At 70.1% G+C, this 13,349-nt stretch carries 13 protein-coding genes; 4 read left to right on the top strand and 9 right to left on the bottom strand.

What is annotated here, in order from left to right:
* Positions 1 to 51 precede the first annotated feature (51 nt).
* From ttcA to QZ500_RS19230, 3 genes are all read right to left on the bottom strand, one after another.
* Positions 52 to 987, bottom strand: coding sequence for a tRNA 2-thiocytidine(32) synthetase TtcA (gene ttcA, locus QZ500_RS19240; RefSeq protein ID WP_295857673.1), 936 nt, complete (start codon positions 985 to 987; stop codon positions 52 to 54).
* Positions 988 to 1,104: 117 nt separating this feature from the next.
* Positions 1,105 to 1,476, bottom strand: coding sequence for a dihydroneopterin aldolase (locus QZ500_RS19235; RefSeq protein ID WP_295857670.1), 372 nt, complete (start codon positions 1,474 to 1,476; stop codon positions 1,105 to 1,107).
* Between the two features lie 2 nt (positions 1,477 to 1,478).
* Positions 1,479 to 2,300 (bottom strand): SDR family oxidoreductase, encoded by an 822-nt coding sequence (locus QZ500_RS19230; RefSeq protein ID WP_295857668.1) that lies wholly within the window; start codon positions 2,298 to 2,300, stop codon positions 1,479 to 1,481.
* A 73-nt stretch (positions 2,301 to 2,373) separates the two neighbouring features.
* Between QZ500_RS19230 and QZ500_RS19225 the strand changes: the two genes are divergently transcribed.
* Both QZ500_RS19225 and QZ500_RS19220 read left to right on the top strand, forming a co-directional pair.
* Positions 2,374 to 3,471, top strand: coding sequence for an SAM-dependent methyltransferase (locus tag QZ500_RS19225; protein WP_295857731.1), 1,098 nt, complete (start codon positions 2,374 to 2,376; stop codon positions 3,469 to 3,471).
* Between the two features lie 121 nt (positions 3,472 to 3,592).
* On the top strand, positions 3,593 to 5,140 hold the full coding sequence (locus QZ500_RS19220) for a hypothetical protein (protein WP_295857666.1): 1,548 nt from the start codon (positions 3,593 to 3,595) through the stop codon (positions 5,138 to 5,140).
* 8 nt (positions 5,141 to 5,148) lie between these two features.
* Here the strand turns inward: QZ500_RS19220 and QZ500_RS19215 are convergent, their stop codons facing one another.
* From QZ500_RS19215 to kynB, 4 genes are all read right to left on the bottom strand, one after another.
* On the bottom strand, positions 5,149 to 5,697 hold the full coding sequence (locus QZ500_RS19215; RefSeq protein WP_295857665.1) for a type 1 glutamine amidotransferase domain-containing protein: 549 nt from the start codon (positions 5,695 to 5,697) through the stop codon (positions 5,149 to 5,151).
* 106 nt (positions 5,698 to 5,803) lie between these two features.
* Complete coding sequence (gene kynA, locus QZ500_RS19210; protein ID WP_295857663.1) at positions 5,804 to 6,682, bottom strand: tryptophan 2,3-dioxygenase; 879 nt, start codon at positions 6,680 to 6,682, stop codon at positions 5,804 to 5,806.
* A gap of 49 nt (positions 6,683 to 6,731) precedes the next feature.
* The gene (gene kynU, locus QZ500_RS19205; RefSeq protein WP_295857661.1) at positions 6,732 to 8,027 is read right to left on the bottom strand and encodes a kynureninase; all 1,296 of its coding nucleotides are present in this window, start codon (positions 8,025 to 8,027) and stop codon (positions 6,732 to 6,734) included.
* An 18-nt stretch (positions 8,028 to 8,045) separates the two neighbouring features.
* Positions 8,046 to 8,690 carry an arylformamidase gene (gene kynB, locus QZ500_RS19200; protein ID WP_295857660.1) on the bottom strand — a complete coding sequence of 215 codons (645 nt, stop codon included), beginning with the start codon at positions 8,688 to 8,690 and terminating at the stop codon, positions 8,046 to 8,048.
* A 108-nt stretch (positions 8,691 to 8,798) separates the two neighbouring features.
* Between kynB and QZ500_RS19195 the strand changes: the two genes are divergently transcribed.
* Together QZ500_RS19195 and QZ500_RS19190 are read left to right on the top strand one after the other, a co-directional pair.
* Positions 8,799 to 8,993, top strand: a complete 195-nt coding sequence (locus tag QZ500_RS19195; protein WP_295857659.1) for a DUF2905 domain-containing protein — start codon at positions 8,799 to 8,801, stop codon at positions 8,991 to 8,993.
* Between the two features lie 116 nt (positions 8,994 to 9,109).
* Positions 9,110 to 10,063, top strand: coding sequence for an ROK family protein (locus QZ500_RS19190; RefSeq protein WP_295857657.1), 954 nt, complete (start codon positions 9,110 to 9,112; stop codon positions 10,061 to 10,063).
* Positions 10,064 to 10,105: 42 nt separating this feature from the next.
* On the opposite strand, the gene otsA is transcribed toward QZ500_RS19190, so the two are convergent.
* Positions 10,106 to 11,482: an alpha,alpha-trehalose-phosphate synthase (UDP-forming) gene (otsA, locus tag QZ500_RS19185; protein WP_295857655.1), complete on the bottom strand. Its 1,377-nt coding sequence runs from the start codon at positions 11,480 to 11,482 to the stop codon at positions 10,106 to 10,108.
* The gene (locus QZ500_RS19180) at positions 11,479 to 13,344 is read right to left on the bottom strand and encodes a glycoside hydrolase family 15 protein (RefSeq protein WP_295857653.1); all 1,866 of its coding nucleotides are present in this window, start codon (positions 13,342 to 13,344) and stop codon (positions 11,479 to 11,481) included. Before QZ500_RS19180 ends, otsA begins: the two co-directional genes overlap by 4 nt.
* Between the last annotated feature and the right edge of the window lie 5 nt (positions 13,345 to 13,349).

The following is a 13,349-nucleotide window of genomic DNA, read 5'->3' as shown; positions in this document are numbered from 1 at the left end:
CTGGTCGGCGGCACCGGGCCGCCGGTCGGTGCGGCACATTCGGCGCCGCACTCAGATCTGCACGATGTTCAGGCCGGCAGGCCCGGCGGGCGTAACGAAGGTTTCGGGGTCGAAGGCCTTGTCGCCGTCCTCGCGGGGGATGCCGGTGGCGGTGAGATGCCGGAAGTCGTGCAGGGTTCCGTCGAGCAGGTGCGACGGCGCGACGTTCTGCAGCGCGCCGAACATGTTCTCGATGCGGCCCGGGTACTTGCGCTCCCAGTCGCGCAGCATCTCCGCGACCTGCTTCCTCTGCAGGTTCTCCTGGCTGCCGCAGAGCGTGCAGGGAATGATCGGGAACTGCCGGTGCTGCGCCCAGCGCACCAGGTCCTTCTCGGCCACATAGGCGAGCGGCCGGATCACCACGTGCCGGCCGTCGTCGCTCACCAGCTTGGGCGGCATCGCCTTCAGCTTGGCGCCGAAGAACATGTTGAGGAAGAAGGTCTGCAGGATGTCGTCGCGGTGGTGGCCGAGCGCCACCTTGGTCGCGCCCAGCTCGTCGGCCACCCGGTACAGGATGCCGCGGCGCAGCCGGCTGCACAGGCCGCAGGTGGTCTTGCCCTCGGGGATGACGCGCTTGACGATGCGGTAGGTGTCCAGGTTCTCGATGTGGAACGGGATGCCGAGGGCGGTCAGGTATTCGGGCAGCACGTGCTCCGGAAAGCCCGGCTGTTTCTGGTCGAGGTTGACCGCGATGATGTCGAAACGGATCGGCGCCCGGGCCTTCAGTTTCAGCAGAATGTCGAGCATCGCGTAGCTGTCCTTGCCGCCGGACATGCAGACCATGACCTTGTCGCCTTCCTCGACCATGGCGTAGTCGACGATGGCGCGGCCCATCTCGCGGCAGAGGCGCTTTTCGAGCTTGTGGGTCTCGCGCTCGATCCGGGCGGTGGTGCCGGCGGCGGCGGGGGGCAGGGCGGTTTCGGTGGGTTCGGTCCAGACGGCACTCATGGCAGCCTCCGGTGGAGAAAGAGGGGCGGGCGCGGCCGCAGGCGTGCGGGCGCGCGGCGGGCAGGTCGGTATTTTCGTCGTTCGCCGCCGGACGGGGGCGGGTGCCGGGCGAAGGGCCTACCACTGCCCCGTTTCGGCGCGGATCGCCACTTCGCAGTCCTCGAAGATTTCCAGCTTGGCGATCTTCACCCGCACGCCCAGCACGCCCGGCAGCTGCAGCAGCCGGTGCGACAGCTTGCCGATCAGGCTCTCCAGCAGGTTGACGTGCTCGGCGGTGCACTCGTCGATGATGATCCGGCGCACCTTGCGGTAGTCGAGCACGTGGCCGATGTCGTCGTCGGCCGGCAGCAGGTCCTGGCTGCCGAGGTTGAGCTCCGCATCGACCTGGATCGGCTGCGGCGCGCGGCGCTCGTGGTCGAGGATGCCCAGGCTGGCGTCGAAGCGCAGGCCGGTGAGGGTCAGGATCTGGGTGCCTTTGGTGAGCGACATGGCTACATCAGGGAAAAGTCGCGGTCGAACCGCATCAGGTGCTGGCCGCCGTCGACCAGCAGGGTGGTGCCGGTGATCGCGCGGCTCTCCAGCGCGAACTTCACCGTCGCGGCGACGTCTTCCGGCGTGGACGAGCGGCCGAGCGGCGACAGCCGGTGCAGCGCGGCGAACTGTTCGTCGCTCAGCAGGTGGCTGGTGAGCGTGAGGCCCGGTGCGACGCCGACCACCCGCAGCCGCGGCGCGAGCGCCTGGGCGAGCAGCGTGGTCGCCGCTTCCAGCGCTGCCTTCGACAGCGTGTAGCTCAGGAAATCGGGATTCGGGTTCCAGAGCTTCTGGTCGAGCAGGTTGACCACGGCCGCCTCGCCGGGGGGCGCATCGCGGGCGACGAGGTGCGCATGCAGCGCCTGCGCCAGCAGGATCGGCGCGGCGGTGTTGGTGCGCAGGTGGCGCTCGGCGGCGGCGAAGCCGAAGCTCGCCGCATCGTCGTGCTCGAAGATCGAGGCGTTGTTCACCACCGCATCCAGCCGGCCGAAATGCGCGGTCACCCGGGGCACCAGGGCACGGACCGCCGCCTCGTCCGCCAGATCGGCATCGAAACCGAATGCAGCGCCCGCCAGATCTGCGCATTCAGCTATCGTTTCAGTAGCGTCGGCCGCCGACTCCCGGTAGTGGACGGCCACCTGCCAGCCGCCGGCCGCCAGCGCCAGCGCGATGGAGCGGCCGAGCCGGCGGGCGGCGCCGGTGACGAGCACCACCCGGGTGCCGGCGGCGGCGGGGGAAGGCGTGTCCGAAGGGACGGGCGGGGAAGGAGGCGCGGAGGGCATTCGGGGACAATCCCGGGCGATGACTGCTGCTTCCGAGAGTTTACCGACCGCTCCTCCGCCGTCGCCCGGCGCCATGGCCCTGCACCGGACGATCGCCTCGGCGATCGCGGAGGCCGGCGGCTGGATCGGCTTCGACCGCTTCATGACGATGGCGCTCTACACCCCGGGCCTCGGCTACTACGCCCGGGATGACCGGCAGTTCGGCCGCATGCCGGCCGGCGTGAAGGGCGGCGGGGGCGACTTCGTCACCGCGCCGGAGCTCTCGCCGCTGTTCGGCGCGACGCTTGCGGTGCAGGTCGCCGATGCGCTGCAGGCCACGGGGACCGACGCGGTGTGGGAGTTCGGCGCCGGCACCGGCGCCCTGGCCGAGCAACTGCTCGACGCGCTCGACGCCGCCGGCCATACCGCCGTGCGCTACACCATCGTCGATCTGTCGGGGGCGCTGCAGGCCCGCCAGCAGGCGCGGCTGGCGCGTTTCGGCGACCGGGTGCGCTGGCTGTCGGCGCTGCCTGCGCAGTTCGACGGCGTGGTGGTCGGCAACGAGGTGCTCGACGCGATGCCGGTGCAGCTGCTCGTCCGCACCGCAGGCGCCTGGCACGAACGCGGCGTGGTGCTGGCGCCCGAGGGCCGCTTCGCCTGGGCCGACCGGCCGACCGGCCTGCGCCCGCCGATCAACAGCCCCGGCCCGCAGGACTACCTGACCGAGATCCACCCGCAGGGCCGCGCCTTCGTCGCCACCCTGGCCGACCGGCTGGGCCGCGGCGCGGTGTTCCTGCTCGACTACGGTTTCCCCGAAGCCGAGTACTACCACCCGCAGCGCCACATGGGCACGGTGATGTGCCACCGCGCCCACCGCGCCGACAGCGATCCGCTGGCCGATGTGGGCGACAAGGACATCACCGCCCATGTCGATTTCACCGGCATCGCGCTCGCCGCGCAGGACGCGGGGCTGGAAGTGCTGGGCTACACCAGCCAGGCGCGCTTCCTGATCAACTGCGGCCTGCTATCGAAAGTGGAGCATCTGACGCCCGCGCAGCAAGGGCCGGTGCTGCATCTGGTGCACGAGCACGAGATGGGCGAGTTGTTCAAGGTGATCGCCCTGGGTGCGCGGGTGCCGGCGGACTGGACGCCGGTCGGCTTCGCCGAGGGCGACCGGGCGCACCGGCTGTAGCGCCTTCTGGTCCGGTGCCGCGGGCCGGCCCTTCGGCGCGCACCGCGCGGAGGGCCGCGAAGACCTATGATCGCAGGCTGCCGAAACAGATTGTTTCTGCGCCCACCGTCACGGAGCCGCGATGACCCTGTCAGCCACCGAGCAACTCGCACTTGACGAAGCCTTCCGCGCACTGGAGAAGGAGCGCAAGGAGGCGCTGCGGGCGATGTTCGCGGGCACGCAACTCGAGCCGCGCAGCCATGTGGCCGACGCCAAGACACTCGCCAAGGAAGCGAAGGCGACGAAGGAAAAGATCGGCGAGGTCCCGGGCCTCCACGTGCCGACGTTGAATGCGCCCTCGCTCAACCTGTCGATCTTCAAGGGCATCGACCTGCGCGCGCTGGTGAAGTTCCGGCTGCCGTCGATCAGCCTGCCGGATGTCAACCTGTCGATCATCCCGGACATCCGGCTCGGCAGCCTGCCCGGTTTCAGCCTGCCGAAGGTGCGGCTGAACCTCAAGGGGATCCTGAAATACAAGGACCTCCTGCCCGACATCTCCCTGCGGGCGCTGGCCCATGCGCTGGCGGTGAAGTGGCCGGACCTTCGATTCCCGTCCTTGATGGTGGATCTGTCGAGGATCCTGGATATCGACGTCGACATCCTGTTCCCGGACCTGCGGCTGGCCTATCCGAACTTCTTCCGCATCGACCTGCAGGTGGAGCTGCCCAGCCTGACGATGCCCGACCTGAGCCTGCCGAACCTGCCGTCGATCAGCGTGCCGCGTATCGACCTGAGCAGCATCCGGGTGGACATCCCAGGCATCGACATCCCGCGGCTGCTCGAAATTCCGGGCTTCGACCGGGTGCTGACGCTGCTGTTCGAGTTGTTCGACGCGATCGACCTGCAGGAAATCCTGCTGGAGCTCGGCGCGGACTTCCTCACCGATTTCCTGAGTTCGGCGCTGCCGATCGTGCAGCAGGTGAAGTCGGGCGCGCAGGCGGCGAAGAGCTGGGGCACCGCGGCGCAGGAATGGCACAAGGCGCGCAAGACGGCGGACCACCGCCCCTTCCTGTTGCCGGGCGATGCACGGGCTGCCTGCGATGCGCTGCGGGTGCTGCTGGAGCGCAGCCGCAACGAGCATGCGACGCTGGCCACCATCCAGACGACGCAGCTGGCGGTCTCCACCGCCGGCCTGTTCGCCGACTTGGGCGGCGCGACCGGCCCGGCGGTGGCGGCTGCGGCATCGGTCGCCAAGCTGTGCCAGAAGGTCGTGATCATGGGTGCGCGCTACAAGGAGCGCAAGAAAGTCAACCTGATCTTGCGCACCACGCCCGAGAACACGTTGAGCGCGCACCTTTTCGAGGTGTCGCCGCTGCTCGGCTGCTATTTCCTGGTCAACAGCACCACCAGTACCGTGCTGAACGCCCTGTCGAGCAACATCATCGAAGACCGCTGGATGGAGCACGCGGAAGCCAACAAGCGCAACCATCTCGACCCGTTGATCCGCGATGCGCAGCGCTTCATCGCCGATGCGCGCTATGTGCTGACACCGCTGCGGCAGACCACCGGCATGTATGTCGAATTGGGCTTTTCGGAAAAGATCAAGAAGGGCGTCACGCTGGCGGTGAAGAAGCGACTGGGCCGCGCCCCGGCGACCGCCAAGGTGCCGACCCACCGCTACATCGGCTGAATGCGCATTCAGCCGCCGGAAGCGCCCAGCGCCTTCAGCAGCGCGGCGTTGAAGGCCGGGATGTCGTCGGGCTTGCGGCTGCTGATCCAGCCGTTGTCTTCGTGCACCTCTTCGTCCACCCAGGTGGCGCCGGCGTTGCGCAGGTCGGTCTGCAGGCTCGGCCAGCTGGTGAGCGTCTTGCCCTTCACCAGGCCGGCGTCGATCAGCAGCCAGGCGCCGTGGCAGATCACCGCCAGCGGCTTGCCGGCGCCGGTGGCCGCTTGGACGAAGGCCTGCGCGTCCTTGTCGGTGCGCAGTGCGTCGGCATTGACGACGCCGCCGGGCAGCAGGACGGCGTCGTAGTCCTCGGGCTTCGCGTCGGCGATGGTGCCGTCCACGTCGAAGGTGTCGGCCGGGTCGGTGTGGTTGAAGCCCTGGATGGTGCCGGCCTTCGGTGCCAGGATTTGCGGCGCGAAGCCGGCCTGGCGCAGCGCGTCGCGCGGTTTCTCGAGTTCGGCCTGTTCGAAGCCGTCGGTGGCAAGGATGGCGATGCGGCGGGCAGTCGTGGATGCGGACATGGGGTCTCCGGAAAAGAAAGACCTTCACTCTCCTGCGCCGCCGCAGGGGGCGCACGTCGGACATCGTCCCCGGTGCGTGTGGGCCGGGTTGCGCTGCCGGCCGCAGCTACAGCCGGGTGCGCAGGCCCCAGATCTCGGGGAACAGCACCACGTCGAGCATCTTGCGCAGGTAGCTGGTGCCGCCCGTCCCGCCGGTGCCGCGCTTGAAGCCGATCACCCGCTCGACCGTGCTGACGTGGCGGAAGCGCCAGAGCCGGAAGGCGTCCTCCAGGTCGGTGAGTTCCTCGCCCAGCTGGTAGAGGTCGAACCAGCGTTGCGGGTCGCGGTAGACCGCGAGCCAGGCCTGCTCGACCGTCTCGCTCTCGACATGGCGCTGCGTCCAGTCGCGCAGCAGGCAGTCCGCCGGAATGGCCAGCCCGCGGCGGGCCAGCAGCCGCAGCGCCTCGTCGTAGAGCGACGGCGCCGCATAAGCGGCCTGCACGGTGGCGAGCAGGTCGGGGCGGTGCTCGTGGGGCTTCAACATCAGCGGGTTCTTGTTGCCGAGCGCGAACTCGATGCAGCGGTACTGCCAGCTCTGGAAGCCGCTGGACGGGCCGAGGTACGGGCGGATCGCCTGGTACTCGGGCGGCGTCATCGTCGCCAGCACGTCCCAGGCGTGGACCAGTTGCTCCATGATCCGGCTGACCCGCGCCAGCATCTTGAAGGCCGCGGACAGGTCGTCGGCCGCGACGCAGCGGATGGCGGCGTGCAGCTCGTGCAGCATCAGCTTCATCCACAGCTCGCTGGTCTGGTGCTGCACGATGAACAGCATCTCGTCGTGGGCGGGCGAGAGCGGATGCTGCGCGCCGAGCACTTCGTCCAGGTGCAGGTAGTCGCCGTAGCTCATCGAGCGGCTGAAGTCGAGCTGGGCGCGCTCCTCCTCGACGATGGCGGCGGGCGTGCCGACCGGGGCGCCGACCGACGTGACGGGCGGTGTGGCCGGCATGTTCCGCATGTCCGGTGCATCGGAAGACGGTGCGTGCGGGCAGCCCATCTCAGGTCACCGCCGCCTGCCGGTGGAAGCGCGCGTCGCGCCAGGCGCCGGTGGCGAGCACGTCGCGCAGCTGCTCCACCGCCTGCCAGACATCCTCGAAGCCGGTGTACAGCGGCGTGAAGCCGAAGCGCAGGATGTGCGGCTCGGCGCTGCCGTCGCCCGCGCGGTAGTCGCCGATCACGCCGCGGTCGATCAGCGCCTGCACGATCGCATGCGCGGCCTCCGGTGCGTCGCCGTGCCAGGTCAGGCTGACCTGCGAGCCGCGCCGAGCGGGATCGCGCGGTGTCGCGAGGCCGAGCGGATGGCCGTCGCAGCGCGCGTCCACCAGCGCGATGAACAGGTCGGTCAGCGCCAGCGACTTGGCGCGCAGCGCCGCCATGCCGCCCAGCGGCTCGGCTGCCGCGAATACGTCCAGCCCTGCTTCCAGCGCCGCCAGCGCGATCTGCGGCTGGGTGCCGCAGAGATACCGGCCGATGCCAGCCGCGGGCTGGTAGCCCGGCACGAAGGCGAAGGGCTGCGCATGGCCCCACCAGCCCGACAGCGGCTGGCGGAAACGGTCGACGTGGCGCGGATGCACCCAGACGAAGGCCGGCGCGCCGGGGCCGCCGTTCAGGAACTTGTAGCCGCAGCCGATCGCGAAGTCGGCGTTCGCCGCGTGCAGGTCCACCGGCACCGCGCCGGCGCTGTGGGCCAGGTCCCAGACCACCCGCGCGCCGGCGGCGTGGGCGGCGGCGGTGACCGCGGCCATGTCGTGCATCGCGCCGGTGCGGTAGTGGACGTGAGTCAGCAGCAGCACCGCGGTGTCGGCGCCCACCGCGGCCGGCAGGTCGGCGGCATCCACCAGCCGCAACGTGCCGCCGCGTTCGCGCGCCAGCGACTCGGCGATGTACAGGTCGGTCGGGAAGTTGCTGCGCTCGCTGACGATGGTGCGGCGGCCGGGCGCGTCCTCGGCGGCGATCGCGAGGGCGGCGCTCAGCACCTTGTAGAGGTTGACCGAGGTGCTGTCGGTGGCGACCAGTTCGCCCGGCCCGGCACCGACCAGCCGCGCGATGCGGTCGCCGATGCGCCGGGGTGCGTCGGCCCAGCCGGCGGTGTTCCAGGCGCGGATCAGCTCGGTGCCCCACTCGGCGCGCACCACCTGCGCCACCCGATCGGGCGTGGCCTTCGGCAGCGCGCCGAGCGAGTTGCCGTCGAGGTAGACGACGCCCTCGGGCAGCTGGAACAGGTCGCGCAGCGGGCGCAGCGGATCGGCGGCGTCGCGGCGCCGGCAGTCGTCGAGGGTGAGAAGGGTGGTCATGGACGGGCAGGTCGGCATTCAGGCCAGCGCACGCAGCACCGCGCGCACCGGGGAGGCGTCGGCGGTGGCGAGCCGCAGGGGCAGGGCGATCAGTTCGTAGTCGCCCTCGGGCACGTCGTCGAGCAGCAGGTTTTCCAGCACCCGCAGGCCGCGCCGGCGCAGCACCTGGTGGCCGTCGAGCGTCTTGCTGTCGGCCGGATCGACGCTCGCGCTGTCGGTGCCGACCAGCTGCACGCCGGCGTCGGCCAGGCGTTCGAGCGTGCCGGGCGCGAAGCCGGACAGTGCGTCGTCCCAGCGGTCCTGCGGCATGCGGGCGCAGGTGCGCACCAGCACGCGCGGCGGCAGGCCGTCGAGCGCATGCGCCAGATGCGCCCAGCGCACCAGCGGGCCGCAGCCGACCGCATGCACCACCCGGCACGGGCCGAGGTAGGGCGCCAGGTCCACCGCGCCGATGGGTGCGCCGTCCGGGTCGTAGTGCAGCGGTGCGTCGGCATGGGCGCCGACGTGCGGCGACAGCGTGAGGGTGGAGAGGTTGACCGGGCAGCCGGGGCCGATGCGCGCGAGCCACTGCTGCGCATAGGGCGCATCGCCCGGAAACACCGGGCTGGCGGCATGCACCGGCGGCGAGATGTCCCAGAGGCGCGGCGGGGCGGAAGTGGTCATGCGGTGACGCTATCACCGCGAAAATCGGCGTGGTGTCGGTTAAAAGCAACGCCAGTGCGGACTTTTTCCGGGCGCCGACAATCGCGGGCTGCTGCCGACCCCCCCGCCATGATCCGCCTCTACCTCGTCGTCTTCTTCGTGCTCATCCTGCTGAGCTGGGCGGCGCCGTGGCTGCGCCGGTTCGGCCTGGGGCGGCTGCCGGGCGACCTGCACTTCCGGCTGTTCGGCCGGCAGTGGGACGTGCCGGTGACCAGCACGCTGCTGGTCGGCGTGGTGGCAGGGCTGGTGGCCAAGTTCGTCTGATTCCCTGCGCGAGCGGCTCGGCCACGGCGCGTTACAGCGGCGCACGGCCCGGCTCCTAGACTGGCCGCGAGCGGTGCCGACAGGTTGCGCCGCGCTGCCTGAAGGACCATTTGCCCATGCGCGCCTGTGTCGATATCGGAGGAACCAAACTCGCCGTCAGCCTGGCGCATCCGGGTACGCGCGAGCTGCTGCACCGGCGGGCCGAGCCGACCGCCAAGGAAGGCACGCCCGACGTGGTGGTCGCACAGATCCTGCGGCTGCTCGACGCCGCCTGCGCCGAGGCCGGCGTGGCGATGGCCGATATCGACGGGGTGGGCGTCTCGTCGGCCGGCCCGTTCGTGATGCGGGACGGCTGCATCGAGGTCTCCACCCCCAATATCTGCGGCGGCCTGACCCGCGCCGACCAGGGCATTCCCAACGACTGGACCGCCTTCCCGCTGGAAGCGCCGCTGCGCGCGCACTTCGACAACCGCGTGCCGGTGCGGGTCGAGAACGACTGCGTGGCCGCGCTGGAAGCCGAGCGCCGCTGGGGCGCGCTGCAGGACGTGGACGACTGCGCCTACGTCACCTGGAGCACCGGGATCGGCATGGGCCTGGCGGTCGGCGGCCGGGTGCTGCGCGGCAAGAACGGCAATGCCGGCCACGGCGGCCACACGTTCGCCAGCGGCCCGGCGGAAGGCCCGACCTGCGGCTGCGGCAACGTCGGCGACCTGGAATCGCTGGTGTCGGGCACGGCGATGGCGCGGCGCTTCCGCGACCAGGGCTTCGCCGATGCCGAGGCGCTGCTGGAGGCGGCGAAGACCGGCGACGCGACCGCCTCGGGCATCGTCGACGACCTCTGCCGCATCCTCGGCCGGGGCTTGTTCAATGTGGTGGCGCTGCTGGACCTGCAGCGGATCAGCCTGGGCGGCAGCGTCTTCTGGCACCACCGCGACCACCTGCTGCCGCGGCTGCAGGCCGAACTGGCCGCCCACCTGCCGGCGCTGACGCGCGGCGTGGAACTGGTGCCCGCCGGCCTGCAGGACCGGGTCGGCGACTACGCCGCGCTGGCCCTTCTGCAGCAGGATTAGACGCAAAATTGCCCTTCGCGCAGGTGGGGCCTGCGCAAGCAGCTATGCATTCGATAGCGCGTCGAGGAACGTGCGTCGCCACCAGTGCACATCGTGCTCCCGGATGCGCTGCAGCAGCGCGCGGTGGCGCTGCTGGCGCTCCTCCAGCGGCATGCGCAGCGCGCGCTGCAGCACGTCGGCGGTGCCCTGGGTGTCGTACGGGTTGACCAGCAGGGCTTCCTTCAGCTGCTCGGCCGCCCCTGCGAAGCGCGACAGCACCAGCACGCCGGGATCGGCCGGGTCCTGCGCCACCACGTATTCCTTGGCGACCAGATTCATGCCGTCGCGCAGCGGCGTGACCAGCCCGACGGCCGACGCCCGGCACAGTCCCGGCACCCGCTTGCGCGCCACGGTGCGGTGGATGTAGCGGATCGGCATCCAGTCCAGCTCGCCATAGTCGCCGTTGATCGCGCCGCACAGGCCTTCCAGCTCGGTGCGGATGTCGGCATATGCATCGACGCTCTCGCGCGTCGGCGAGGCGATCTGGATCAGCGTCGCGCTGTTGCGGTTCTCCGGGTACTGCTTCAGCAGCTCGCGGAATGCACGGACCCGGTGCGGAATGCCCTTGGAATAGTCGAGCCGGTCGATGCCCATCAGCAGCCGGCGGCGGGCGTATTCCTCGGTCATGCGCTGGTACATGTCCTGCGCTTCCTTGCCGTGGGTCAGCGCGGCGAACTCGTCCACGTCGATGCCGATCGGGAACGCCCGGCAGACGATGGTGCGGCCGAAGGCGCGGAAGCGGTGCTCGCCCAGCGATTCGGCATGGATCTCCGCCTCGGCATAGCGCGAGAAGTGCAACGCGTCGGCCTCGCTCTGCAGGCCGACCACGTCGTACGAGAACAGGCAGCGCATCAGCCATTCGTGCTGCGGAATGGCGGCCAGGATCAGCTGCGGCGGCAGCGGGATGTGCAGGAAGAAGCCGATCTTCTGGGTGCAGCCGAGCGCGCGCAGTTCGGCGGCCAGCGGGATCAGGTGGTAGTCGTGGATCCAGATCGTGTCGTCGGGCTTCAGCAGCGGCAGCAGCTTGCGCGCGAACAGCTGGTTGACCCGCCGGTAGCCGACGATGTCGCCGGCGTCGAAGCGTGCCAGGTCGAGCCGGTAGTGGAACACCGGCCAGAGCACGCCGTTGCTGTAGCCGAGGTAGTAGCTGTCGTGGTCCTCCTGGCAGAGGTCCACCGTGGCGAGGGTGACCGGGCCGGCCTGCTGCACCCGCAACTCGCCCTCGCCGGGCGTATGGGTGTCGGCGATCGTGCCGCTCCAGCCGAACCACATGCCGCCGGTGCGGTTGAGCGTCTCGCCCAGCGCGACGGCCAGGCCACCCGCGGCCGGCTTGCGCGGGTCGGCCAGGCGGTTGGAAACGACGACGAGGCGACCGCTCATATCGCGCTGTCCCACGGCGCCGACAGCCGCATCGCCGCGTTGATGATGCCGACCATCGAATACGTCTGCGGGAAGTTGCCCCACATCTCGCCGGTCTCGGGGTGAGTGTCCTCGCTCATCATGCCGAGGTGGTTGCGGGCGGCGAGCATCGTCTCGAAGATGCTGCGCGCTTCCTCCTTGCGGCCGATGCGCGCCAGCGCGTCGATCAGCCAGAAGGTGCAGATGTTGAACGCCGTCTCTGGCTTGCCGAAGTCGTCGGGCGCCTCGTAGCGGCGCATGTAGGGACCGTCGCAGAGCGTCTTCTGCATCGCCTCGACGGTCGAGACGAAGCGCGGGTCCTTCGGGTCGATGATGCCGACCTCGGCCATCAGCAGCACGCTCGCGTCCAGGTCGCGGCCGCCGAAGCTCTCGGCGAAGGCCTGGCGTTCCTCGCTCCACGATTTCTCGATGATCTCGGTCTGCATGCGCTTCGCATGGCCGCCCCAGTAGTCGGCCCTTTCCGCCAAGCCGAGCGCGACGGCGATCTTGGCGAGCCGGTCGCAGGCGGCCCAGCTCATCAGCGCCGACGAGGTGTGGATGCGGGCGCGGGTGCGCAGCTCCCACATGCCGGCGTCGGGCGTGCCGTAGACCGCGATCGCCTGCTCGCCGACCTTCTCGAGCTGCACGAATTCGGCCTCGCCGGCGCGGTGTAGCAGCCGCTGGTCATGGAAGGCCTGCGCCGCGCCGAGCACGATGTTGCCGTACACGTCGTGCTGGAAGTGCTCCTGCGCCTGGTTGCCGACCCGCACCGGGCCCATGCCGCGGTAGCCGGCCAGGTGCTCGACGAAGGACTCGGGCAGCTGCTGCTCCATGCCGATGCCGAACAGCGGCTGCACGTGGCCGCCCTTGGCCGCCACCACCACGTTTCCGAGATAGCGCAGGTAGTCCTCCATCGTGCCGACTTCCGACAGGCTGTTGAGCGCCCGCACCACGAAGAAGGCATCGCGCAGCCAGCAGTAGCGGTAGTCCCAGTTGCGCTGGCTGCCTGGCGCTTCGGGGATGCTGGTGGTCATGGCCGCGACGATCGCGCCGGTCTCTTCGTAGAGCGAGAGCTTGAGCGTGATCGCGGCGCGGATCACCGCGTCCTGCCATTCCAGCGGCACCGCGAGGCGCTGGCTCCACTTGCGCCAGTACAGCACCGTCTCGCGCTCGAAATGGCGCGCCGTTTCGGCGATGCCGTCGTGCAGCGTCTCGTCGGCGCCGAGCAGGAAATGCAGCTCTCGGGTGACGACGAACGGCGTCTTCGACAGGACATGGGCGATCGGCGCATCGGTGTTGAGCCGCAGCGTCATCGCCGAGCCGACGAAGCGCACATGGTTGCTGCCCCGGGTGATGGTCGGCGTCTCGCGCCCCCAATCGTAGCGCAGGTCCACGCAGACCCGGATGCGCGGCGAGCCGTGCAGCGCCCGCACCTTGCGCACCAGCGTCAGCGGCCGGAAGTAGCGGGAGCGGGCGTAGAAGCGCGGCGCGAAGTCGGTGATCTCCAGCACATGGCCGGCGGTGTCGTACAGGCGGGTGCGCAGTACGGCGGTGTTGGGCTCGTACTGCTGCTCGCTGTGCGAGAAGTCCTCGATCTCGATGCCGAAGGCGCTCGCGTCCTCGTCGCGCTGCAGCAGCGCATTGAACACCGGGTCGCCGTCGAAGCGCGGCATGCAGCACCACACGATGCGCCCGCGCGCATCCACCAGCGCGCTGAAGGCGCAGTTCCCGATCAGACCCAGTGCCAGCGACGCCGGTGCGGGCGGCAGGAAGCCGGTGGCCTGGCGGGCTGCGTCTTCGAGCACGGACGGGGGAAGGGGGACATTGCTGCCGACGGTGGTCATCGCGG

The sequence above is a fragment of the uncultured Xylophilus sp. genome, assembly GCA_913776965.1.
In the GTDB taxonomy this organism is placed as follows: domain Bacteria; phylum Pseudomonadota; class Gammaproteobacteria; order Burkholderiales; family Burkholderiaceae_C; genus Xylophilus.
This window is presented reverse-complemented; position numbering and strand designations above follow the sequence as displayed.

What these genes read in the sequence shown, in the direction of transcription:
- ttcA (WP_295857673.1), bottom strand. Translation starts at nt 987, where the DNA reads ATGAGTGCCGTCTGGACCGAACCCACCGAAACCGCCCTGCCCCCCGCC.
- QZ500_RS19235 (WP_295857670.1), bottom strand. Translation starts at nt 1,476, where the DNA reads ATGTCGCTCACCAAAGGCACCCAGATCCTGACCCTCACCGGCCTGCGC.
- QZ500_RS19230 (WP_295857668.1), bottom strand. Translation starts at nt 2,300, where the DNA reads ATGCCCTCCGCGCCTCCTTCCCCGCCCGTCCCTTCGGACACGCCTTCC.
- QZ500_RS19225 (WP_295857731.1), top strand. Translation starts at nt 2,374, where the DNA reads ATGGCCCTGCACCGGACGATCGCCTCGGCGATCGCGGAGGCCGGCGGC.
- QZ500_RS19220 (WP_295857666.1), top strand. Translation starts at nt 3,593, where the DNA reads ATGACCCTGTCAGCCACCGAGCAACTCGCACTTGACGAAGCCTTCCGC.
- QZ500_RS19215 (WP_295857665.1), bottom strand. Translation starts at nt 5,697, where the DNA reads ATGTCCGCATCCACGACTGCCCGCCGCATCGCCATCCTTGCCACCGAC.
- kynA (WP_295857663.1), bottom strand. Translation starts at nt 6,682, where the DNA reads ATGCCGGCCACACCGCCCGTCACGTCGGTCGGCGCCCCGGTCGGCACG.
- kynU (WP_295857661.1), bottom strand. Translation starts at nt 8,027, where the DNA reads ATGACCACCCTTCTCACCCTCGACGACTGCCGGCGCCGCGACGCCGCC.
- kynB (WP_295857660.1), bottom strand. Translation starts at nt 8,690, where the DNA reads ATGACCACTTCCGCCCCGCCGCGCCTCTGGGACATCTCGCCGCCGGTG.
- QZ500_RS19195 (WP_295857659.1), top strand. Translation starts at nt 8,799, where the DNA reads ATGATCCGCCTCTACCTCGTCGTCTTCTTCGTGCTCATCCTGCTGAGC.
- QZ500_RS19190 (WP_295857657.1), top strand. Translation starts at nt 9,110, where the DNA reads ATGCGCGCCTGTGTCGATATCGGAGGAACCAAACTCGCCGTCAGCCTG.
- otsA (WP_295857655.1), bottom strand. Translation starts at nt 11,482, where the DNA reads ATGAGCGGTCGCCTCGTCGTCGTTTCCAACCGCCTGGCCGACCCGCGC.
- QZ500_RS19180 (WP_295857653.1), bottom strand. Translation starts at nt 13,344, where the DNA reads ATGACCACCGTCGGCAGCAATGTCCCCCTTCCCCCGTCCGTGCTCGAA.